15 protein-coding genes are annotated in these 23757 nt (G+C 40.0%); 2 read left to right on the top strand and 13 right to left on the bottom strand.

Annotated elements, in window-relative coordinates; translation table 11 throughout:
* Positions 1 to 115: 115 nt before the first annotated feature.
* The 6 genes from HT697_RS03525 to HT697_RS03500 form a co-directional block, all read right to left on the bottom strand.
* Positions 116 to 7333 (bottom strand): YSIRK-type signal peptide-containing protein, encoded by a 7218-nt coding sequence (locus tag HT697_RS03525; protein ID WP_173262120.1) that lies wholly within the window; start codon positions 7331 to 7333, stop codon positions 116 to 118.
* Positions 7334 to 7931: 598 nt separating this feature from the next.
* Complete coding sequence (asnS, locus tag HT697_RS03520) at positions 7932 to 9275, bottom strand: asparagine--tRNA ligase (protein WP_084923122.1); 1344 nt, start codon at positions 9273 to 9275, stop codon at positions 7932 to 7934.
* A gap of 19 nt (positions 9276 to 9294) precedes the next feature.
* Positions 9295 to 9660, bottom strand: coding sequence for a VOC family protein (locus HT697_RS03515; RefSeq protein ID WP_173262117.1), 366 nt, complete (start codon positions 9658 to 9660; stop codon positions 9295 to 9297).
* On the bottom strand, positions 9653 to 10840 hold the full coding sequence (locus HT697_RS03510; protein WP_173262114.1) for a pyridoxal phosphate-dependent aminotransferase: 1188 nt from the start codon (positions 10838 to 10840) through the stop codon (positions 9653 to 9655). The genes HT697_RS03515 and HT697_RS03510 overlap by 8 nt, the downstream gene beginning before the upstream one ends.
* Positions 10837 to 11325, bottom strand: coding sequence for a DUF5590 domain-containing protein (locus HT697_RS03505; protein WP_173262111.1), 489 nt, complete (start codon positions 11323 to 11325; stop codon positions 10837 to 10839). Before HT697_RS03505 ends, HT697_RS03510 begins: the two co-directional genes overlap by 4 nt.
* Positions 11326 to 11617: 292 nt before the next feature.
* The gene (locus HT697_RS03500; protein ID WP_173262108.1) at positions 11618 to 12814 is read right to left on the bottom strand and encodes an MFS transporter; all 1197 of its coding nucleotides are present in this window, start codon (positions 12812 to 12814) and stop codon (positions 11618 to 11620) included.
* A gap of 389 nt (positions 12815 to 13203) precedes the next feature.
* Here HT697_RS03500 and HT697_RS03495 point away from each other — a divergent pair, with 389 nt between their 5' ends.
* Positions 13204 to 13752 (top strand): NADPH-dependent FMN reductase, encoded by a 549-nt coding sequence (locus HT697_RS03495; RefSeq protein WP_173262105.1) that lies wholly within the window; start codon positions 13204 to 13206, stop codon positions 13750 to 13752.
* 127 nt (positions 13753 to 13879) lie between these two features.
* Here the strand turns inward: HT697_RS03495 and yaaA are convergent, their stop codons facing one another.
* From yaaA to HT697_RS10270, 7 genes are all read right to left on the bottom strand, one after another.
* Positions 13880 to 14608, bottom strand: coding sequence for a peroxide stress protein YaaA (yaaA, locus tag HT697_RS03490; protein ID WP_173262102.1), 729 nt, complete (start codon positions 14606 to 14608; stop codon positions 13880 to 13882).
* Between the two features lie 78 nt (positions 14609 to 14686).
* Positions 14687 to 14851 carry a YczI family protein gene (locus HT697_RS03485; RefSeq protein ID WP_173253309.1) on the bottom strand — a complete coding sequence of 55 codons (165 nt, stop codon included), beginning with the start codon at positions 14849 to 14851 and terminating at the stop codon, positions 14687 to 14689.
* 64 nt (positions 14852 to 14915) lie between these two features.
* On the bottom strand, positions 14916 to 16511 hold the full coding sequence (locus HT697_RS03480) for a hypothetical protein (protein ID WP_173262099.1): 1596 nt from the start codon (positions 16509 to 16511) through the stop codon (positions 14916 to 14918).
* Between the two features lie 11 nt (positions 16512 to 16522).
* Positions 16523 to 16933: a peptide deformylase gene (locus HT697_RS03475; RefSeq protein WP_000412227.1), complete on the bottom strand. Its 411-nt coding sequence runs from the start codon at positions 16931 to 16933 to the stop codon at positions 16523 to 16525.
* Between the two features lie 113 nt (positions 16934 to 17046).
* Positions 17047 to 19743 carry a cation-translocating P-type ATPase gene (locus HT697_RS03470; RefSeq protein WP_173253278.1) on the bottom strand — a complete coding sequence of 899 codons (2697 nt, stop codon included), beginning with the start codon at positions 19741 to 19743 and terminating at the stop codon, positions 17047 to 17049.
* A gap of 234 nt (positions 19744 to 19977) precedes the next feature.
* Positions 19978 to 20949, bottom strand: coding sequence for a glycosyltransferase family 2 protein (locus HT697_RS03465; protein ID WP_173253277.1), 972 nt, complete (start codon positions 20947 to 20949; stop codon positions 19978 to 19980).
* Between the two features lies 1 nt (position 20950).
* On the bottom strand, positions 20951 to 22384 hold the full coding sequence (locus HT697_RS10270; RefSeq protein WP_240149615.1) for a hypothetical protein: 1434 nt from the start codon (positions 22382 to 22384) through the stop codon (positions 20951 to 20953).
* 159 nt (positions 22385 to 22543) lie between these two features.
* Here HT697_RS10270 and mntE point away from each other — a divergent pair, with 159 nt between their 5' ends.
* Complete coding sequence (gene mntE, locus HT697_RS03455; RefSeq protein ID WP_112445507.1) at positions 22544 to 23728, top strand: CDF family manganese efflux transporter MntE; 1185 nt, start codon at positions 22544 to 22546, stop codon at positions 23726 to 23728.
* Positions 23729 to 23757: the final 29 nt, after the last annotated feature.

Here is a 23757-nt window from a genome sequence, read left to right as displayed (position 1 = left end):
TAAGTGAGGTTCGCTCACAATAAACTATTATACTAGAAAATATTTTTTTACGCAAGTAAAAACACCTAAATAAAAAAAGAAGATGACGAATCATCTTCTCAAAAACTATAAGTTTTTAGTCTTCTTTTTTCTTGCGAGCAAGAAGTCCAAATCCACCTAGGGCTCCAAGAAATCCAAGCGCTGCGAGGCTAGCGTTAGCTTCTGTACCTGTGTTAGGCAATTCTTTTTGACCATCAACATATTTAGGTGTTGCTGGCATTTGAGGTTTAGCTGGCTGTTCAGGTATTGCTGGAGTTGCTGGCTCTACCGGTTGTGCTGGTTGAGTCGGTTCAACCGGTGTTGGAATTGGCATCTCAACTTTGCGGAAGATATGTCTGATATTTCCATTTGAATCTGTCACAGTCTTCACATATTCGTAACCTGGAATTGTTCCCGGTTCTTTAGAACCTGGCTCAGTTGGTTTCAATGGATTTCCACCCTCATCAGTCCAAGTAGTTGTATTTTGCTTACCTGGATTTGGTTGAGGAACAGGTGAAGGTGTTGGAGCTGGTGGTGTTACTTTTTCGTAGATGTGTTCTGTATCACCGTTTGGTAATTTCTTAGTTTCTACGAAGCGGTACTCTGGAATATCTTTCTTATCGACTGTGCCTGGCTCACTTGGATAGTTTGGAATTTCCTTACCTTCTTTGTCTTTAAAGAAAGTTATTACTTTTTCATAGATGTGTTCTGTGTCACCATTTGGTAATTTCTTAGTTTCTACGAAGCGGTATTCTGGAATGTCTTTCTTATCTACTGTACCTGGCTCACTTGGATAGTTTGGAATTTCCTTACCTTCTTTGTCTTTAAAGAAAGTTGTTACTTTTTCGTAGATGTGTTCTGTGTCACCATTTGGTAATTTCTTAGTTTCTACGAAGCGGTATTCTGGAATGTCTTTCTTATCTACTGTACCTGGCTCACTTGGATAGTTTGGAATTTCCTTACCTTCTTTGTCTTTAAAGAAAGTTGTTACTTTTTCGTAGATGTGTTCTGTATCACCGTTTGGTAATTTCTTAGTTTCTACGAAGCGGTACTCTGGAATGTCTTTCTTATCGACTGTGCCTGGCTCACTTGGATAGTTTGGAATTTCCTTACCTTCTTTGTCTTTAAAGAAAGTTGTTACTTTTTCGTAGATGTGTTCTGTGTCACCATTTGGTAATTTCTTCGTTTCTACGAAGCGGTACTCTGGAATATCTTTCTTATCGACTGTTCCTGGTTCACTTGGATAGTTCGGAATTTCCTTACCTTCTTTATCTTTGAAGAAGGTACTTACTTTTTCGTAGATGTGTTTTGTATTTCCTTTTTCATCAATTTCAGTTCTAACAACATTATATCCTGGAATTTGTTCTGAAGGTTTAGTTCCATCTTTAGGTGGAAGTAAATCTGTTTCTTTGCCATCTTTTTCAATAACTACATATCTAGTATCTGGGCGAACAGTTGGAGTATAAGTTTCAGAAACTACTTTGCCATTGACGTCTTTCACTTGAACTGTTACTCCAGAAGTTTTCCCTACGAAATCTTTTTCTGGTGTAAATTCAACGACTCCATCCTTCAGTACATATGTTCCTTCTCCTGGAACTACAACTTCTTTCACTTCTTTACCAGTTTTATCAACTAATGTCAGAGTAGATTTATCAAGCTCAACTTCTTCATTGCCTTTATTAAAGTTTACTGTTGTATTATCCTGATCTGGCGTATCAAATACTACAGGAGATGTTTGAACAGTTCCACGAGCTCCTTCAGTAGCCGATGAAGCACCTGTTGGGGTCACATCTGTTACCGTTGGGGTGTACATTGACTTAGTTGTGATAATTGCTGTAGTCTTATCATCAGAAGTTAAAACCGCTGATTCAACAACTGTCACAGGAGTCGGCGTTCCTACATAAGATGGCACTGGTACAAAGGTTACCTGACCTTTATCGTCTACTGTGTAGGTTCCAACATTCTCTACCACTACTTTACCATCATTATCTGCACCTTCCAATGCATAAGTGCGTGCTGTGATATGACTAGTATCAGAAATAGTATAAGTCAGAGTTTTCCCTTCATCTGTTGATTTTTGGGCATGACCTTGGATGTTTGTCGTTGCAACATCATTTCCTGCAGAGGTTACAGGATTTACTGTTGGAGTATAGGTTGTTTCAGAGGTGATTGTTGCCTGCGACTGATCTGCAGTCTCTAATCTATAAGTAACTTTTACTCCTACACTTGTCTTATTAGCATCACTTGATACATAGCTAGCTACGGGAACAAAGGTTACTTTACCAGTTGTATCAATTGTATAAGTACCAACACCATCTACAGTTTTAGTAGTTGAATCGTTATCCAAAGTATAACTTGGAGTGACGGTAACACCCGTACCAGCTTCTGGAGCTGTGTAAATTGGAGTACCACTTTGAGTTGAACCTTGAGTTCCAGTAGACGTTGCAGGTTCAGCTGAAGCTTTAACAGGCGTGACGCTTGGAGTGTAGGTTGTTGTTGCTTCAGTTCCATTGGTATCAGTAATACTTACTGTTACAGGATGTGCTTTTCCAGTAAATGTAGCAAGAGGAGTAAAGGTAACAGCATTGGCTCCAGTTGCATCTTTAACAAGCTTATAAGTACCCTGATTCGCTACAGTAACGCTACCGTCACCATTAACAGTTCCGTTTTCTGCACCTACTAGCTTCACAGATGTTTTATCTAGTTCGACTGATTTAGACTCACTATTTATAATCGCAGTTCCTTTTGCAAAGTTTACAGTTGTATCATCTGTGTCTGCTGCGTCAAATTTAATAGCAGAGGTTTGAGTTTCGCCTTGAATTCCAGTTGTCTTAGAAGATTCTGCACTTGGTTTCACTCCAACAATCTTAGGAGTATAGGTTGTGGTTACTTCAGTTCCATTAGCATCAGCAATTTTCACGGTTACTGGAGTTACATTTCCTGTATAAGTGGCTACCGGGGTGAATTGAACATAAGACTTACCGTCTTCTTTTACGATAGAGTATGTTCCTTGACCAGCTACCGATACTTTACCTTCACCATCAGCTCCTACTAGAGTCAGAGTAGTTTCATTTAAAGCAACAGATTTTTCAGTTCCATTTACAGTCTCACTTCCTTTGCTAAAGTTCAAGGTATTTACATTTTCATCTTTGGCGTTAAGAACAACTTCAGATTTTTGAACAGCTCCCTGAATCCCTGTAGTTGAAGCTTCGCTAGCAGTTGGGGTAACACCTAGAATGTTTGGTGTGTATTCACCACGTTTATCATTTTCTGGTTGCGTACCATTGTTATCTGAAACAACTACTTGGACAGCTTTTACCGCTCCAACATAAGCTTTATTGGTTGGTGTGAATGTCACAAGACCTGTTGACTTGTCAATACCGAAGGTTCCAATCACATCACCAGCTTTAACATTACCATTATCTGCCGCAGCGTAAGCTGGAGTTGTTGCGCCATCCGCTACTTCTGTACCTGTACTATCAAGAAGTTTATAGCTATCAGCCTTCAATGGGACTGTTTTTCTAGCTCCGTTTACTTCTGCAGAACCTGGGGTAAAGGTTGGTTTACCTGTTTGAATTTCCCCTTGAATATCTGTTGAAGATATCTTAGTTCCTTCTGGTTTCACTCCGATAACTGTTGGTGTGTAATCCGCCTTAGATGTTAATGGGTCAACTCCGTCTACTGTCAAGGTCAAAGTCACCTTGGCTGGATTTGGTGTTCCAACAAATGTTGGATTAGGGGTAAAGGTTACTTCACCTGTATCCTTATCGATAGCATAAGTACCTACAGTAGCTCCTGTATTATCTGTAGCATTTGTTGATTCTAAGCTATAAACTTTTGTACCATTTGTAGTAGAAGAAATCTTTGTTTTCTCTGCGTCATCAAAATTGAAGCTTGGAGTTCCTTTTTGAACTGCTCCTTGAATATCGCTAGTAGTTTCAGGCGTTCCTTCAATACCAGCTTTAACAGTAATGGTGTAGGTTGTAGTCGCTGTGGATGTGTTTACACCATGATCTGTACCAGCAGTCGTAGCCCCAATCTCTGTTCCATCAACCAAGTTTGTATTACTATCTACAGCATTGACAGTAACACGATACACACCAACTTTTGTCAATTTAAGAGATGTTTCAGTTGGATAGTTGTCTGCGTCTCCAGATGTAGTCGATGCAAACACGGTGTTACCATCTGGATCTGTAACAGTAATGCTTGTTACTTTTGTTTTATGACTTTCCTTGAATGTAGCCTCTGCGTTACTTAGAGCCAACTTATTATCTTCAGCATCGCTGACACTCACCCTAGCACCAGTAGCAGCTGCAGGGCGGTCGATTAGGTTAACAGTTGTATTCAAGGTACTCTCGTAAGAATTCGAAGTAGCAGTTGGTTTCGAGTTGATGATCGTAGAAGTGCTGGTGTTTTCAGCCATAACTCCCTTAACAGTTCCAGTATAACCCGAACTAGTTTCAATTTTCCATGTGTCATCACCAGTCTTATGGGCTTTTACTGTAGACTTATCGCTTGCTGACCATTCCTCACTATTTTTATCATACTTAACAGTAATGTACATACCATTACCTGTAGCAGTGTTTGCTGTGTTTTCCTTGTTATAAACTGTCTCAGTTAAATCAACACTGTTAACAGCCGTCACTTTGTCCATATTATTGTATGTTCTGGTATATTCGTACAAGTCAAACTTCATGGAGCCATCTGTTTGAGCACGGGTTGAAACTTCTCGTTTGGTGATTGTGTAATTACCGTTGCCATCATTTAACTCTGTTCGCACCGTTGCATCAGAGTCAGCTAATTCATAACGACCTGATTTAGGGTTTAGATTTGCTGTATATTTCGTACCGTTTGTTGCAGAGTTCAACTCCACCTTGGTTCTCATGAGATTAGCCGTAACATTTTCAGTTTTAGCATATACAGAAATCTTAGAAACTCCAGCTGCTGCCGTCGCTTCAGGTTTTACTGATAGAGAAAATTCATTCCCTACCGTTCCAACTTCAGTTCCAACAGAAACCGCGGTATTCGTTGTTCCCTCCTGTACAATCCACTTGCCAGCCTTATTTTTTAAGATAGTCTTGGAGCCATCTGGTGTTGTAATTTCTGCATAGGTTGCCCCATCTGAAATTTCAACCGGTACGGTGCTGTCATAAGTAGCTATGTTCTTTACCGTTACCTTAGGTGCGATGACAAAGGTCAATTCTCCACGACCTTCTTGTGTATCATAATTCCAACTGTAATTAGTTGCACGGTCTGTAAGGTTATAATCTTTCGCGTAGGCAGTCACATGGTAAACACCTGCCTTTGTTGGTGTTCCAGAGATCAGTCCCTTCCCATCATAGCCAACAGTTTTACCATTTTCAGTAATAGGAGTAGTCCCTGCGTTTGGTTTATAAGTCAAACCTGGGATAGCTGTATCCACCGTTGACCCCTTTGTTGAGATATTTCCTGAAATTCCAGAAGTCCCATTGCCATATGAGTGGCGAATTGAGATATCTGTACCATTAGCCAAAGTATAGGAAACATTTCCACTTGCAGTGGTTACACGGGAACCTGACTCATCCTTGTAATGGATATCTACAGGTGCAATCTCTTCTCCGACCGTTCCTTTATGAACTGTATTATTACTTTCTATGGTTGGTGGTGTAGTATCTTGCCAACCAATCCAACCCCCACGTAAGTTTCGGTAAAATGCACGAACACTTGCATTGGTTTTGGTATTGGTATAAGTCACATAGGTTCGTGTATCGTATACCCCATCTGCAATATTACTTACAACAATCTTGCCCTCAATCGTGTCAGTAGCAGCATTGTATGTTAAGCCACTTGGTAAGTTTTCCGGTGCAACTTTTGAGATAGTCCAACCAGCTTCCTTAGCAGCATCTGTTAGGTCAAAACGTTCCTTGATTTTATCTATATAAACGCGGTCTTGACCTTGCTCATAGGTATAGTGATAAATGTGGGTAGCTAGATACTCAAATCCACCATTCGCTTTATATATATCGTTGTTGCCACCCGAAATCGTCGAACCGTCTATACGTTTTTTACCTTTCCAAAGAACTGCCTCTTCTGCCAAGGCTTCTTCCTGTTCCTTGGTTAAGGGATAATCCATACGTCCTTTATTGTTAACTCCACCACCTGCGTTTCCAGGATTCGTATATGTCCCTGAACGTTGACTAGAATAAACAACTGCTTCTAAAGATGTAATATCCCCAACGATATCATACGTAGAGAGATCTCCATTTTTTGCTGCAGTAGCATTGAACTGATAAATATCTTTACCTGTATGATTCTCTTTTGTTGGAGAGCTAGCTTTAATTGTGTAAGTCCCATCCCCATTTGGATTTGGAGTTGAAATATAGTCGCTGGCTGTTAGCAGCTGACTTCCCTCTTTCATCTCTTGACCATTACGGCTATCACGACTACCTGAGCTTGAGCCTGTTACAAGGTTTACAAGGCTGTTGCGTACACGTTTTGCTTCTTGCACACGTTTTTCAAGTTCAGGGATTGTGATATTTGCATCCACAAGGCTTGATTTGATCAGTTGAAGAGTTGCTTTTGCACTTTCTATCACTACAGAATCTGTAGCCAACTTCTCTGCTTGCGGTAAGTAGCGAGCAAGGTCTTCTTGCACTGTTGCCAACTCTGCATTTGCTGCCTCAACTCGTTTTTCAGCTTCAGTTGCTGTTGGGGTAGCTGTTGTTGCTTCTACCTTATTTTCCACTGCAGCTGGTGTTTCTCCAAGAACTTTAGGCATACTTGCAATGATTGAAGCTTGTGAACGACTGGCTTTAGCGATTTTGTTCACTTCTAATTGACTTGCATTTTCTTTGGCAAGGATTCTTTTCGCTTCTTCCAGTACCTTCTCTGCATTTGCAATAGTAGATACCGGAACTTTAGTACGATTGATCTTGGACAAACGTAATTCCAACTCAGAGACTATATCCTTAAGAACAGCCTTATCTGCAACTGTTTCTGCAGAGGAGCTAGTTGCCACTGCTTCGGTATTCTCAGCGCTAGGTTGAGATGAGGCAGTATCTTCACCACCGTCCCTAGTTAGTACTGGCTCTGCACCATAAGTATTGGGTTTAGATGAGTTAGCATCTTGATTAGCACCCTCATCGCCTATGGTCGGTGTTGGAGTCGTTGTTGAAGATGTTTCATTAACTCCTTCTACTTCCGTTGCTGATACCGCACCAGCTCCAAGGAACATCAAACCAGCTGCAATCGCTACTGATGCCGCCCCAAAACTATACTTACGAATACCATAACGAAGATATCTTTCAGTTCTAAAATCTTGTTGACCTCTCTTCATGAGATTCAACCTCCTTTATGCATGTTTTTTAATATTGAATTGAAATACACAGACAAACAAAAAGCCCCCCCCCCCCTTAAATTTTTTAGTAATATTAAGAGGTTATCATTTTAAAAAGGGTTGCCTAATAATTATCAATATCGTTTAATATTATATCATACGACTATTATTAATTCAAGTTTCATCTCCATATATTTATCGTTTCAATCCAATATTGCCTTCGATACAATAGAACGTGCACAAGTTTTTAAACACTGACATCAATGTACTAGGATATGTAACTCTATTCTGAAAAAACTATTAGTATGAGTCTAGTAAAATACTCAATTTTATAAGAATAGGGAGTAAATATTTTCACGAAAAGCGCATATAATCAAGATTTTAAATACCCAATAGTATGCGATTTTCTAATTTTTAATACTTTGTATTCAGACTAACTCATTCCGTTTTCTTTATAGCTTGTTTCTATCTATTAACAAAAATGCATTGCCATAATCATACCGTAGAAACTTAACTCCTTTTATAAAAGCTGATAATATTTCCTTTCGCTTCCAGAGATTTCTATGAAAAAAAACGCCACATGGGCGTTTTCCTGTTCTTACGGTTTGATACGGTGCAACATACGTGGGAATGGAATGGCTTCACGGATATGTTTTGTTCCTGCTGCGAAGGTTACCATACGCTCGATACCGATACCAAATCCTCCGTGTGGAACTGTACCGTATTTACGAAGGTCAAGGTAGAATTCATACTCTGTACGATCCATACCAAGTTCATCCATCTTAGCAACTAATGCATCGTAGTCTTCCTCACGCATAGAACCACCGATGATTTCTCCGTAACCTTCTGGAGCAAGCAAGTCTGCACAAAGCACGCGCTCTGGATTTCCAGGAACTGGTTTCATATAGAAGGCCTTGATGGCTGCTGGATAGTTCATAACAAAAGTTGGCACACCAAAGTGGTTTGAAATCCAAGTTTCATGTGGTGAACCAAAGTCATCTCCATGCTCAAGATGTTCATAGTCAGCGTCTTCATCATTTTCATGCTCTTGCAAGAGGTCAATAGCTTGATCGTAAGTGATACGTTTGAATGGCTCTGCAATGTAGCGTTTCAAGAGTTCTGTATCACGTTCCAAGGTTTCCAAGGCTTGAGGCGCACGGTCAAGAACACCTTGTAGAAGAGCTTTTACATAAGCTTCTTGCAAGTCAAGCGACTCATCATGTGTCAAGTATGAGTACTCTGCGTCCATCATCCAGAACTCAGTCAAGTGACGGCGCGTTTTTGATTTTTCAGCACGGAATACTGGACCAAAGTCAAAGACACGACCAAGTGCCATAGCACCAGCTTCTAGGTAAAGTTGACCTGATTGGCTCAAGTAGGCTGGCGTTCCGAAGTAGTCAGTTTCAAAGAGTTCTGTTGAATCTTCTGCTGCATTTCCTGAAAGAATTGGGCTGTCAAACTTCATGAAACCGTTCTTGTCAAAGAACTCATAAGTTGCATAGATAATAGCGTTACGGATTTGCATCACAGCCACTTGCTTACGAGAGCGTAGCCACAAGTGACGGTTGTCCATCAAGAAGTCTGTTCCGTGTTCTTTTGGTGTGATTGGGTAGTCTTGAGATTCACCGATCACTTCGATGTCTGTAATGTCCAACTCATAACCAAATTTAGAACGTTCGTCCTCTTTGACAATACCTGTCACATAAACAGAAGTTTCTTGGCTCAAGCGTTTGATGACATCAAACTTCTCAAGTCCCACTTCTTCACCATATTTTTCTACAAAGTTTGGTTTAAAGGCTACACCTTGAAAGAAGGCTGTTCCATCACGTAATTGCAAGAAGGCGATTTTCCCTTTTCCTGATTTGTTGGCAACCCAAGCGCCAATCGTCACTTCCTGACCAACATAGTCTTTTACATCAATAATCGTTACACGTTTTGTCATTGTTTTTCCTTTTTCTTTTTTATTCTTTATGGCAAACCACTTCTATATTGTTCCCATCTGGGTCAATCATAAAAGCAGCGTAGTAAATCGGTTGCTCACTGCGATAACCAGGAGCTCCATTGTCTCGCCCACCTGCCTCTAAACCAGCCTCATAACAAGCCTGAACCTTTTCCTTATTTTCTGCTAAGAAAGCAAAGTGAATAGGATCTTGTGTACCCTGAGTCAGCCAAAAATCTCCACCAGGATGAGGGCTGTTTGGGTCAAGAAAACTGATTAGAGAAGTAGTCTTAAAAGCCAATTTATAGCCCAAAGGAGCGAGAAAACTCCTATAAAATCCTTCTGAAATTTGTAAATCCTTTACCTTAATTTCAAAATGATCAATCATTCTCACTACCCATAAATGCTTTCAAGCGTTTAACTGCTTCTTTAAGCGTGTCTAGGTCTGTCGCATAACTGAGGCGCACATTTTCTGGTGCTCCGAATCCTGCTCCTGTAATCAAGGCTAGACCAACTTCTTCAAGAATAGCCGTCGTAAATGCTGTTACATCGCTATAACCTTTCATCTCCATAGCTTTTTTGACATTTGGAAAGAGATAGAAAGCTCCTTGTGGTTTGACAACTTCAAAACCAGGGACTTCACACAAGAGTGGATAGATGGTATTGAGACGTTCTTCAAATGCTTGACGCATAACTTCCACAGAATCTTGCGGTCCAGTTAGGGCTTCGATGGTTGCATATTGTGAAACAGCAGTTAGGTTAGAAGTTGTTTGACCTGTCAATTTGCTCATAGCAGCAATGATTTCTGGATCACCCACTGCATAACCTACCCGCCAACCCGTCATGGCATAGGCCTTAGATACACCGTTAATGACAATGGTTTGCTTACGAATGGCTTCTGATAGACTAGATATTGGTACGAACTCATTCCCGTTATAGACCAAACGACCATAAATATCATCTGCTAGGATGAGAATGTCATGCTCAACTGCCCAATTTCCGATAGCTAGTAATTCTTCACGAGTATAAATCATACCAGTCGGATTAGATGGTGAATTGAGAACCAAAACCTTGGTCTTATCAGTGCGAACTGCTTCTAACTGCTCTACAGTTACCTTAAAGTGGTTGTCTTCCTTAGCAGGAACAAAGACGGGAACGCCTTCTGCCATCTTGACCTGATCTCCATAGCTAACCCAATATGGGGTTGGGATGATGACTTCATCACCTGGATTGACCACAGCCATAAAGAAAGTATAGAGTGAGAACTTAGCACCGGTAGCAAATGTGACTTCGTTGGCCGCTACGGAATAACCATAATAACGCTCAAAATAGGTATTGACTGCTGCTTTTAACTCAGGCAAACCTGAAGCTACTGTATAGAAGGAAGCCTGTCCTTCTCGAATAGCTTTAACTGCTGCATCTTGAATATTTTCAGGAGTGTGAAAATCTGGTTGCCCCAAGGTCAAGAAAAGGACATCCTTACCTCGAGCTTTTAATTTTTTTGCTCTCGCATCACTAGCTAGAGTGACACTTTCTTCCATTTCTAAAACACGGTTGGATAGTTTCATAGGCCCTCCTTATCGACCAATGCTCCTGTTTCAAAATCTACTAGATAAAAATCAGAGCCTGACTTGACTTCCCAGATTGGCTTGTCTTGATAACGGCCAAAGGTAATCTTGTCAATTTCGCCAGCTCCTTTTTCCTTAGAAACAGCTTCTGCTTTTTCTCGTGAAACACCCTGATTTAGCTGATAAACGTAAATCTTATGGTCATCTTTTCCAATCAGGACAGCAAGTGCTTCTTGTTTTTTATTACGACCAAGAACGCTATAATAAGATTCTAAGCCATTGTATAAGTCAACCTGATCAGCCTGCTCTAATCCTGCATACTGCTGAGCTAATTTTTCTCCTTCACTTTTAGCAGTTTGATAAGGTTTCATACTCAGAAACACTAGATACAGAAAGGAAGCACTGATAACCACAAACAAAATCGTCATCCCTAGACCATACTGCCACAGTAGATTATTTTTTGCTTTGTTTTGTCTTTTTTTCACTCGTCTATTTTACCATCTATTAAGCTTTATTACAAGTGAATGCAAGAATACTCTGCGAAAATCAAATTCAAACCACGTCAGCGTCGCCTTACCGTACTCAAGTACAGCTTACGGCTAGCTTCCTAGTTTGCTCTTTGATTTTCATTGAGTATAAGCAACCAATTCTATTTCTTCCTTCAAAGCAAACCGATTTTTCTTGATTAAAACCGAGCAAGAAAAGTAAAGACAGCTCCAAAATCAACCTATTAAAAAACCTGAGCTTGACACTCAAGTTTTCAGAAGTTCCTTTAATCTATGGAATCATTTTATCATCCATTCTTTTAGCCAATTTTCCTAAAAAGATAGCCAGTAGAAGGCTAATCATGACTAAAAAGAATCCTAGATAAAGAAATGTTACTATAAAGCCTAAATGGTCAATCAACCAGCCTGTCAGTGGGAAGAAGACAATCATACTCAGGCTAAACATCATAGAGTAGACACTCAGCATGGTTGCCCTTACTTCACTTGGAAGGCGCTCTTGCAAATCATTGTCAAAAATCGGCTGAAAAAGAGCATATAGAGCATTACTAATCAAATAGACCAAAATATAGATGAGAGGTGTTCCAAAGTAGGACAACATATAGGTGACGCCAGTCAGCAGCACGAGGATAGGGAAAAGCTTCAAGGCAGCATATTTCTTTCCAATCTTACTCGCTAGATAGACTGCGACGATATTCAAGAGACTACCAAGTAGCATAACTGCTGAAATTTGCCAACTACTTAAATCTGGTAACTGATTTTGATAGTAAAAATAAAACATGCACATGAGTACTCCGACAATCTGAGATAAAATCATCCAGTTGAACAGTATGGGATTTCGCTCCAACTCATCCTTAACAGTCCAAATAATCTGTTTCATGGTCACACTATCAGCTTTTTCTAGCTTGACACTAGGTTCTTTCAGCATCCAAATCAGGAAAAGAACTATGATAGAAGTGGCAATCATGATATAGTAGGTCAGGTGCAATTGACCATGGACAAAAAATCCCGCCAACACTGTCCCCAAAGACCGAGTTCCTTCCGACACCCCTGATAGGAAGCTTGAAATGGATAGATAACGCTCCCTTAGTCCAGCCTCTACAGCCGAGTCATAGACCATTGCTGCGCTTGTGCCTGAATCAAAATTATAAGACAAGGCACTTACCGCCATAGCTAGTGCATAAATCCAAAAATTTCCCTGCCCAGCCAACATAAGAATAGAAGACACAATCCCTGCTATTCGACTTAAATAAAGGTTGGTCTTATAGGAATAGCGGTCAGCTAACATTCCAGATGGAATTTCACAGAGAAGACTGGTCGCATGAAAGATACTCTCCAGAAGTCCAATCTGCCAAAGAGACATGCCGTTTTGACTGAGAAAGAGAATCCAAAAACTGGTAATCCCTAAAAATGCAAAAAACTCAACTCCGGCCATCAGGCCAATATTTTTCCGATAATTTCTTATTAACATCTTTTCTCCTTAACAAGTGTATTCATGTTTCTTTTGTCTGTCACTTGTTAATCTGTGCCTTACATGATCTCCACCCCTTTTAGAAGCATTCTTGAAATGCCATTATTGTTCCTTTAATGATTTATGAAATGATACCGGAAAATAGCCCTTCTACGATTTCTATTACGAGTTTTATTGTTTATTTTAGCACTTATATCATCATAATACAAGAGAATATTGGAATACTCTTCGAAAATCAAATGTATTCCAATCGCAAGTGATTAGATATTCTACAATTTTATAGTTTTACTTATCTTTGAGCAAATTTCTTGCAAGTCCTTTTGTTTTGTTGTAATATATTTCATAACAACGAGAGACTTCTCGGAAATTTAAGAAAAAGGAGACACATCATGTCTAAAAAAGTATTATTTATCGTCGGATCACTACGTCAAGGTTCTTTCAACCACCAAATAGCTCTCGAAGCTGAGAAAGTACTTGCTGGTAAAGCAGAAGTTAGCTACCTTGATTATTCAGCCCTTCCTCTCTTCAGCCAAGATTTGGAAGTTCCAACACATCCAGCTGTAGCTGCTGCTCGTGAAGAGGTTCTCGCTGCGGATGCCATCTGGATCTTCTCTCCAGTTTACAACTTCTCTATCCCTGGTACAGTGAAAAACTTGCTTGACTGGCTATCTCGTGCCCTTGACTTGTCTGATACACGTGGCGCTTCTGCCCTTCAAGACAAGTTTGTCACAGTATCATCTGTAGCCAATGCAGGTCACGATCAACTTTTCGCTATCTACAAGGACCTCTTGCCATTTATCCGTACACAAGTCGTTGGTGATTTCACTGCTGCACGTGTTAATGACTCTGCTTGGGCAGACGGAAAATTGGTTCTTGAAGAAACAGTCCTAAACTCACTTGAAAAACAAGCTCAAGACTTGGTCAATGCTATCAAGTAACTAAACTAACATAATAAAAGCGAACAAAACTGCTTTTCTGACACTCAGAAGGCTAGCTTGTTCGCTTTTTTCTCATTTATAAACTAAAATAGCTGATGATACATATTGTCAAATACAAAATATCTTTTTATACATCCTTAACAAAAACCAATTCCTGTGGTTGGGACAGGTCTTCTCGATAGTTAAATCCTGCAAATCTTAAGCGACGAGCTTCTTCCACCGTTTGTACTTGATTTTCTATCAGGGCTGTCAGGAAGGCACCACGCGCTTTCTTGGAAATAGTTGAATGAATCTTCAACTGACCACCCTTGTCCTCCATGAATTTGAAGGTCACCATCTTTTCTCTGATTTCCTTAGAAAATACAGTCTCAAACTCGGATGACAAGAGAGAGAAAATTAGGTCTTCCTTCTTCACAGCCTCATCACAGGCTAACTTCCAATGGCTCTTCAAAGTCTTACCAGCAACTTTTAATTTCATCAAAAAGTCCAAACGGTGAGGGGCCATAGGTGACAAGGCTGGAACAACACCGTAGAAAGCCGATGTAATGAAGACATGATTTTCAAGATAAGCTTGTTCCACCTCAGTCAGTTTGTCTCTCTTAATGTGACGGTACATAAGCCCATCAAAAAGTTTCAAGGCTGGGTAGTGTTGAGCAGTTTGGTTTTTCAAAGCCTGGATATTTTGAAATTCTTCCGCCGCCTTTTCAGCTGATACCTTATAAAAACTCTCCAATTGACTAGCAGAATAGAGAGCCAAGGCATCCAGCACGGCCTGACTTTCTGGTCTTAAAGGAGTTGCCTCGATACTTGGCAAGTCTGTGTTCATTTCTTTTGCTGTTGGGATTAAAATTTTCATATTGATAGTGTAGCATATTTTTTAACCACAACCAAGAAATTCATCTGAAAAACCTCGGTTTGACCGAGGCTTCTCTATTTATTTTGGCCATCCTAACCAGATAGATACGAGAACAAGGGCTGTGCCAGCCAAGCTTGTTAAGATAGATAAGAATTTATCTTTTTTCTCCTTGAACTGAGAAAAACCGAGCTTCAAAGCGAACAATCCAAGTAGCATTGAAGCAACCATCACATAAAAACCCATTTCTTTGTCCTCCATTAGGCTTAATTTACCTTATTATAACATATATTTCTTAAATAAACCTTTTTTACTGTACTTTAAAGGTCTTGAGATAATTGTCTTTTCCTACTTGACCTTCGAAGGTTTTACCATTTTCAAGGTAAGGAAGGTCATCTGATACTGAGGCCTTAACCTTGTATATCTTGCCATCAACTTTAAAGAAGTAGACGGTGTCGCCCTTGATAACAGCTGATTTGAGGTCTGCCACTACACCCTTAATGCTTTCTGTTGTTGCATTGTCAATTTCAAGGTCGTTTTTATTGGCGTACTTGCTGAGAAGTTCTTCTACTGTCGTAGCTACGATGACATTCTGGTACTCGACTGCGTCTACCAAAGCATACTCTTTGACCAAGCCAGCATTGTCCTTCAAGCCCATGATGTAGAGAGGCTTGTCATTAAGGTTGATGAGGATTGGGAAGGTTGCCTTGTAGGATTTCTCCTGAACAGCACCTTCGGCTGATTCACGGGCTGATTCTTCGGTCGCAGAAGCCAAGCTGTACTTAGTGATTTCTCCTGTTCGCATATTTTCTAAGATGAAACCAAGATTACTTTCATCTGCATTGGCCGATGTCACACCTGTGTAGAGGTAGATGTCATTGCCGATAGACAAGTAATTATAGCCCTTGGTAGTCTGGGTCACGTTTTTCTTGGAAATCATGGCATTCCAGAAACCGTCCTTGTACTTGCCGTTGTAGTTGATTTGCTCAATAGTTTCCTCAGCTGGATAGACCCTGTCCACCCATTCTGGAACATCTGCCAAGCTGTATTCCTTGGTTTCTCCATTTGTAGCATCCAAGATAATGACTGAAGCAGGACGAGGAACCGCAAGTCCAAATTGCTTTTGGTAAACCGTTGCTACATAGAAAGGATTGCCCTCATCGTCCACCTCAAAAGATGGAGTTTTAAAGATTTTGGTCGGGTACTTCAAGCGCAGGTGACGTTTGACATCACGGTTAAAATACTCCGAGTCTGAATACTTGATTGGTGTCTTCAAGTCCACCAAATCCGCATTTCCAGTTACCATGTCCACCTTGATATACTCACCGATTCCCTTAGCTTGATTGTTAAACCACTTGATAGGGTCTGCGTATTCTAGTGGCGTCACTCGATAAGGTTTCCCATCAATTGTCAATTGGGTATAGGTATCTGCCGCTACGTACTGCGACACCTTATCTGTTAGGGAACCCAAGTAGCGGTCACCAATTTTTTCAGCAGTACTTCTATCTAAGATAGGAACCTTACTGGTGTCACTCTTAGGAAATTCAGTAAAGTCTTTTTCCGTAACCGTGACTACATTGGCATAATTTTTAGCCTGAAACATGCTGGAAGTTACCAAGGAAACCAAAGCTGCCAAGAGAAGAATTCCTCCAATCGAAGCTAACAGAATTTTCCCTAACCGATTGATTTTGAAACCCTCAAGATTTAAGGCAGCTTCCGCCTTACCGTGGCGCACATGAACCGTTTTGACAAGGTTTATCCCCTTGCCAAAGCCAAATAAGATTGCCACAACTAACAAATGCCCACAGAGGAAGAAGAGAAATTCCCAGCTGGTCAGGTTAAGGGGCGGTAAAAAGATATACCAGGTCGTTGCGATAAAAATAAGTTCAAAGACTATTCGTTTCATTTGCTTTCCTCCTAAATGATTCGTCCTTCCAAGTGATCCAGCTCATGCTGGCAAATCTGAGCTGGGAAGCCTGTCAAGGTAATGGTCTGTTCCTGCCACTTGCTGTCACGATAGGCAAGCCTTATGGTTTCATAACGCTTAGTTGATCTCACACCTACCAAGGACAAACAGCCTTCTTCTGCCTCATAGGATCCTTCAAAGGACAGAAGCACTGGGTTAAACATGACCACGGGAACCAAGCCAAGATTAAAGATAATCACGCGCTTTTGCACCCCAATCATATTGGCAGCTAGACCAATGCAGGTCTCACGATTTGCTAAGAGTGTATCCTGCAAATCTCTGGCAAGATAAAGGTCTTCCTGACTTGCCGGCTGAGATACCTGAGATAAAAACAAAATATCTTTTACAATTTTCTTTTCCACTTCCTCACACTCCTCTTACTTTTTACTATATTATAGCAATTATAGCACAAAAGCCGATAACTGCAAGCTCTTTCCCTCAACTGTAGCAAAAAGCCATCCGAAGATGACTTTTTTTAAATCGCATTCTTATCAAAACCAAGTTTGCGTTGAATAAACTTAACGATTTCGACGATGATAATCATTGAGAAGCTTCCGCCCATAACGATTCCCCATTGTGACAAGTCTAGTTTAGTTACATGGAAGATTCCTTCAAGCGGTTCTACAACAATTGTTGCCATGAGAAGGATGAAGGATACCAAGATAGACCAGTTGAAGGTCTTAGACTTGAATGGGCCAACTGTCAAGATGGATTGATAAACAGATTTCACATTGTAGGCATGGAAGAGCTGAATCAAACCAAGTGTTGCAAAGGCCATAGTAAGGGCATCTGCGTGAATGGCATGATTGTCACCCACGTGAACTGGGTAAGCAATCGCAAGTCCATAAACACTCATAACAATAGCTGCTTGAAGTACACCTTGATAGATGATAGAACTCAAAACACCACCTGAGAAGAAGCTTGCCTTGCGTCCACGTGGTTTATGGTTCATGACACCAGGCTCAGCTGGCTCAACACCTAGAGCGATAGCTGGGAAGGTATCCGTTACCAAGTTGATCCACAAGAGATGAACTGGCTGCAAGACATCCCAACCAAACAAGGTTGATAGGAAGATGGTTAATACTTCAGCAGTATTGGCAGAAAGTAGGTACTGAATAGTCTTTTGAATATTTGAGAAGACCTTACGTCCTTCTTCAACTGCAACGATGATAGTCGCAAAGTTGTCGTCAGCAAGAATCATGTCTGAAGCCCCTTTAGAAACCTCTGTACCAGTGATTCCCATACCGATACCGATGTCTGCTGTTTTCAGGGCTGGCGCATCATTGACACCGTCACCTGTCATGGCAACGACTTTACCTTGTTTTTGCCAAGCCTTCACGATACGAACTTTGTGCTCTGGAGACACACGGGCATAAACAGAGTATTGACCAACTACTTTTTCAAAGTCTTCATCTGACAATTCATTGAGTTCAGCACCAGTTAAAACGTGAACTTCTGTATCGTTTGCGTCAATGATTCCCAAACGTTTGGCAATAGCTTCTGCAGTATCTTGATGGTCACCTGTAATCATGATTGGACGGATTCCAGCTTCCTTAGCCACATGAACAGCCTCAGCAGCTTCCGGACGTTCAGGATCAATCATTCCAATCAAACCAGTAAAGATTAAATCATTTTCAAGTTCTTCAGAAGTGAGATTTTCTGGAATGCTGTCAATAATCTTATAAGCACCTGCAAGGACACGCAAGGCTTGGTGAGCCATTTCAGAGTTGTTTGTGTGAATGAGGTTTGTAACCTTCTCGTCAATCGGAGCAATATCCCCAGCCTTATCACGAAGAACACAACGTTTCAAAAGTTGGTCTGGCGCACCTTTAACAGCTACGAGGAAGCGTCCATCTGCAAGTGGATGAACTGTTGACATGAGCTTACGTTCAGAGTCAAATGGCAACTCAGCCACACGAGGATATTTCTCTAAGAAACCTTTAACATCGTAGCCCTTGTCCAAGGCATATTGGATAAAGGCTGTTTCGGTTGGGTCACCAATCAGGTTGCCTTCCACATCGATTTTCGTATCATTAGCCAAGACAACTGAACGTAGAAGGGGCATTTCAAGACCCAGTTCAATGTCATCAGCTGAGTCATGTAGAACCGCATCGTAAAAGACTTTTTCGACTGTCATCTTGTTCATAGTCAGCGTACCAGTCTTATCAGAAGCAATGATTTCAGTTGAACCAAGTGTTTCTACTGCCGGCAACTTACGAACGATAGAGTTTCGTTTGGCCAACACTTGAGTACCAAGAGCAAGAACGATAGTTACGATAGCTGGAAGCCCTTCTGGAATGGCTGCAACGGCAAGCGCAACAGAGGTCATCAACTCACCAAGTGGATTTTTGCCTTGAATGAAAACACCGACTACAAAAGTAACAAGGGCAATGACCAAGATAGCATAGGTCAAGACCTTAGAAAGGTTGTTCAAGTTTTGTTTGAGTGGTGTATCCGTCTCATCCGCATCTTGAAGCATGCCAGCAATATGACCAACTTCCGTGTACATACCTGTATTGACAACAACACCAAGACCACGACCATAAGTCACATTTGAGTTTTGGAAGGCCATATTGACACGGTCACCAATACCAGCATCTGAAGCCAATTCTACTGATAAGTCTTTTTCGACTGGAACAGACTCACCTGTAAGAGCTGCTTCTTCAATTTTAAGAGAGTTGGCTTCTAGTAAACGTAAGTCTGCTGGTACAACATCACCTGCTTCAAGGGCAACGATATCGCCTGGTACCAATTCTTTAGAATCAATCTCCGCCATATGCCCATCGCGAAGAACGCGGGCAGCTGGACTAGACATGGATTTGAGGGCTTCGATAGCTTCTTCTGCTTTCCCTTCTTGGTAAACACCAAAGGCAGCGTTGATGATTACCACGGCTAAGATGATAATGGCATCTGCGATATCTTCCCCACCAGAAGTCACGACTGACAAGATTGCTGCTGCAACTAGGATAATAATCATCAAATCCTTAAATTGCTCGATGAATTTGACCAGGATTGATCGTTTCTCGCCTTCTTCGAGTTCATTGTGGCCAAATTCGGCAAGGCGCTTTTCCGCCTCACTTGATGACAAACCTTGCTCGGTCGCATCCACAGCCTGCAAGACCTCTTCAGGACTCTGAGTATAAAACGCTTGGCGTTTTTGTTCTTTTGACATGTGTCTCCTCCTTGACATTGTGTGCAAAACAGACTCTCTTTCTGTCATATCTTTTCACGACAAACAAAAAGAGACCTGTTAATCATAACAAGTCTCGCTGTTTAAGATAGTGCCGGAAAGCATACTTTTCAGTATAAAATTCGGAATGACGACACTATCACAGGTTTCTGCCAGCTACTCCCTTGAGTAGTACTATTATACCAAATTTTGAAAAATTTTCAAAGAGTAAAGATTCTATAAAATTCTATCCTTATCAAAAGTACGTTCACTGATAATATATCTAGGACGACGTTTCGTTTCTAGGTAAATCTTTCCAATATACTCACCAATTACTCCCAAACTAATCAATTGTACTCCACCAAGTAGGCTAACTATTGCATAGGTGCTTGCCCAGCCTGCCACAACCGTACCAGCAAACTTACTCCATAAAACCCAAATAATCAACAGAAAGCTAAAGAGTGATGTCAAGACCCCAAGACTTGTAATCAAACGAATCGGTTTGATTGATAAACTGGTAATACCATCCATAGCCAAACCAAGCATTTTAGATAGTGGATAGTGGCTCTCACCAGCAATTCGTTCATGGCGCTTATATGAAACGTAAGAATATTTAAAACCAACTAAAGGCATTAAACCACGAAGAAAAAGATTAACTTCTTGGAACCTCTCTAACTCCTGCAAAAATCTTTTTGATACCAATCTATAGTCGGCATGATTGAAAACAACTTCTGCTCCAAATAGGCGTAACACCTTATAAAACCCTTCGGCTGTAATTCGTTTAAAGGCAGAGTCCGTATCACGGTTATCACGTACACCATAGACAATTTCAGAACCACTTTTATACTCAGAAATCATCTTATCCATGCAGTTAATATCATCTTGTCCATCGGCATCAATGGTAATGATAATATCAGCAAACTGAATAGCCTCATACATCCCTGCAAGAACGCTACTCTGATGCCCCCTATTACGACTTTGTGACACGCCAACTACAGAAGGGATGGTTTTAGCATAACTTTCTATCAGTTCCCAAGTCTGATCCTTACTACCATTATTTACATACATGATTTTACTATGGGGATGTATTTCTTCTTTCTTTACTAATTGTTCAATTTTTTCAACAAACATTGGATTAGTATACGGTAAGACTTGCTCTTCATTATAACATGGAATAACTATATATAAAATTGGCTTTTTCCTGCTCATGCTATTCTCCTCCTTTTCTATAAATCATAGCTGTATCAATCTGTTTTTCTAAGTGATAATTTACTTTAATATAATCCTTAATAAAAGAGTCAGTCCTCTTACCATAATCCCATTCAGTATCAAATACAATATAGATAGGAGGATTTTCTTGTATAGATTTTTTAAACTCATCAATAATAACTCGATCATCTGTCACAGCTGGGATGAAGAAAAATTTTGTACTAGCTAGCCGTTCACTATACAAATAAATTGTTCCATTTTGACGGTGTGTATAAATTCGGTCATCCATCGACGTATTTTTCTCTATATAGCTAGCAACGCGTTGCTGTTTCTCAGATCTATTCAGATATCTTGTATTCATACTTTTCATGATGGATTTTACATCATTCTGGTATACAATAATAAATCCTAAGAATAAGACAAAAAATACTTGAAAAGACATTTTCTTGGATATGCTATGAAATAAATAGGAAATATATGGAATCAAAATCGGGAGCATTACTAAAATGTAATGACCATAGCTTCTTTTTGAGATAAGAGCCAGAAGTAAACAAACAATAAAAACAAAATGATAGAAGATTGATTTTATTCCAAATTTCTTCCACAGTGGTATCAAGGAAAATAACATCAATAAATTAAGACTTAAGAGATTTGTTTGAGAAATGTACCATCTGATAATCTCATACATCGAAACGTTATTAGACTCTGTAGTATAAATAAAATTAATTCCAATCGACTGGTATACCATTTCAATAAAGATGCCCTTTGATAACAGATATAAGCACAAAGGGATAGTTGGTATTAATATTCCAACGAAAAATAATCCTATCAAAGAAAACAAGTCCCTGTATGCTTTCTTAAGTATGAAATCAATCAATACATAAATACAAAATACAAGCCAAATCCCTATCATATTTGCTTTCGTAAAAAATACAATAGAGAAAAATGCACCTGATGCTATGATATCATTTTTGCTGAAATCATTTTGTATAAACAGTTTTAAAAAAATGTATAATGAATAAGCCAAAAAAGGTAAAATAAAACCTTCTAAACTCCAACCGCCATCAAAAAAATACTCATAAATTATAAAGATAATTGCTAAAGTTAAAATTGTTTGCTTATTTCCAGTAAATAACCTTGAAATCTTATAGCTAGCTATAAAGAATAGAAATGTGCAAAATAGGTATAAAAATTTAATTCCTAACGCACCACCAATAAGATATCCTAGGTAATTCAGTAAAAAAACGACTGGCCCCTTATGATCAAATAGGTTTGCATACATCAATTCTCCTCGATTCATTGCATACCCAAAATATTCAAAAATACTAGCATCTGAAAACGGTATCCCTTGTTTGACATTTGTTACCATCGAGAACCAGACTAAAACAGTAAAGAGCAAAGAAATACTCATCGCTAAAATACTCATTTTTTTCAATTTTATTCACCTCAACTTTTCACTTTATCAGTCTATCATATTTCCTAAAAAAAAAAGTATTTTCTGCTTTGTATTTTCTTAATTTTATCCATCCTATTTGAATTTTCCCTTGAAAACCAGTATAATGGTAGAATGCTATATGACTAGAAAGGAAGTTGAATGAAGCAATCTATCTCAAATCTCAAGTTAGCTGAGCGTGGAGCCATTATCAGCATTTCAACCTATTTAATCTTGTCTGCAGCCAAATTAGCAACTGGTCACCTCCTTCATTCATCCAGTTTGGTGGCCGATGGTTTTAATAACATCTCGGACATCATTGGAAATGTGGCCCTCTTGATTGGCATTCGGATGGCGCGCCAGCCTGCAGACCGGGACCACCGTTTTGGTCATTGGAAGATTGAAGATTTGGCTAGCTTAATCACTTCCATCATCATGTTTTATGTTGGCTTTGATGTGCTGAGGGATACCATTCAAAAGATTCTCAGTCGGGAAGAAACGGTCATTGATCCTCTGGGTGCAACTCTAGGAATTATGTCTGCAGCGATTATGTTTGTGGTGTATCTCTACAACACTCGCCTCAGTAAGAAATCCAACTCCAAGGCACTAAAGGCTGCCGCCAAGGACAATCTTTCTGATGCTGTTACCTCACTTGGTACGACTATTGCCATCCTAGCTAGCAGTTTCAATTATCCGATTGTAGATAAACTGGTTGCTATCATCATCACTTTCTTTATCTTGAAGACCGCCTATGATATCTTTATCGAGTCTTCCTTTAGTCTTTCAGATGGCTTTGACGATCGTCTGCTTGAGGACTATCAAAAGGCCATTATGGAAATTCCCAAGATCAGCAAGGTTAAGTCGCAAAGAGGTCGCACCTACGGTAGCAACATTTACCTTGATATTACGCTAGAAATGAATCCTGACTTATCTGTTTTTGAGAGTCATGAAATCGCGGATCAGGTCGAGTCTATGCTGGAGGAGCGTTTTGGCGTCTTTGACACCGATGTCCATATCGAGCCAGCACCTATCCCTGAGGATGAAATTTTAGACAATGTCTATAAAAAATTGCTTATGCGTGAACAATTGATTGATCAAGGAAATCAACTGGAAGAACTCTTGGCTGACGATTTTGTCTATATTCGTCAGGATGGAGAGCAGATGGATAAAGAGGCTTATAAAGCCGAAAAAGACTTGAATGCTGCTATCAAGGACATCCAAATCACTTCCATCAGTCAGAAAACAAAACTCATCTGCTATGAGTTAGATGGTATCGTTCATACCAGTATCTGGCGACGCCACGAAACTTGGCAAAATATCTTTCATCAAGAAACCAAAAAAGAATAGAGAAATCCCGTCCATGAGACGGGATTTTT

The sequence above is a fragment of the Streptococcus sp. 1621 genome, assembly GCF_013276615.1.
In the GTDB taxonomy this organism is placed as follows: Bacteria; Bacillota; Bacilli; order Lactobacillales; family Streptococcaceae; genus Streptococcus.
Note: the sequence above shows the minus strand (reverse complement) of the source record. Positions and strands in the feature narration are given on the sequence as shown.

What these genes read in the sequence shown, in the direction of transcription:
- HT697_RS03495 (WP_173262105.1), top strand. Translation starts at nt 13,204, where the DNA reads ATGTCTAAAAAAGTATTATTTATCGTCGGATCACTACGTCAAGGTTCT.
- HT697_RS03510 (WP_173262114.1), bottom strand. Translation starts at nt 10,840, where the DNA reads ATGAAACTATCCAACCGTGTTTTAGAAATGGAAGAAAGTGTCACTCTA.
- HT697_RS03465 (WP_173253277.1), bottom strand. Translation starts at nt 20,949, where the DNA reads ATGAGCAGGAAAAAGCCAATTTTATATATAGTTATTCCATGTTATAAT.
- HT697_RS03480 (WP_173262099.1), bottom strand. Translation starts at nt 16,511, where the DNA reads ATGAAACGAATAGTCTTTGAACTTATTTTTATCGCAACGACCTGGTAT.
- HT697_RS03515 (WP_173262117.1), bottom strand. Translation starts at nt 9,660, where the DNA reads ATGATTGATCATTTTGAAATTAAGGTAAAGGATTTACAAATTTCAGAA.
- mntE (WP_112445507.1), top strand. Translation starts at nt 22,544, where the DNA reads ATGAAGCAATCTATCTCAAATCTCAAGTTAGCTGAGCGTGGAGCCATT.
- HT697_RS03470 (WP_173253278.1), bottom strand. Translation starts at nt 19,743, where the DNA reads ATGTCAAAAGAACAAAAACGCCAAGCGTTTTATACTCAGAGTCCTGAA.
- HT697_RS03500 (WP_173262108.1), bottom strand. Translation starts at nt 12,814, where the DNA reads ATGTTAATAAGAAATTATCGGAAAAATATTGGCCTGATGGCCGGAGTT.
- asnS (WP_084923122.1), bottom strand. Translation starts at nt 9,275, where the DNA reads ATGACAAAACGTGTAACGATTATTGATGTAAAAGACTATGTTGGTCAG.
- HT697_RS03525 (WP_173262120.1), bottom strand. Translation starts at nt 7,333, where the DNA reads ATGAAGAGAGGTCAACAAGATTTTAGAACTGAAAGATATCTTCGTTAT.
- yaaA (WP_173262102.1), bottom strand. Translation starts at nt 14,608, where the DNA reads ATGAAAATTTTAATCCCAACAGCAAAAGAAATGAACACAGACTTGCCA.
- HT697_RS03485 (WP_173253309.1), bottom strand. Translation starts at nt 14,851, where the DNA reads ATGGGTTTTTATGTGATGGTTGCTTCAATGCTACTTGGATTGTTCGCT.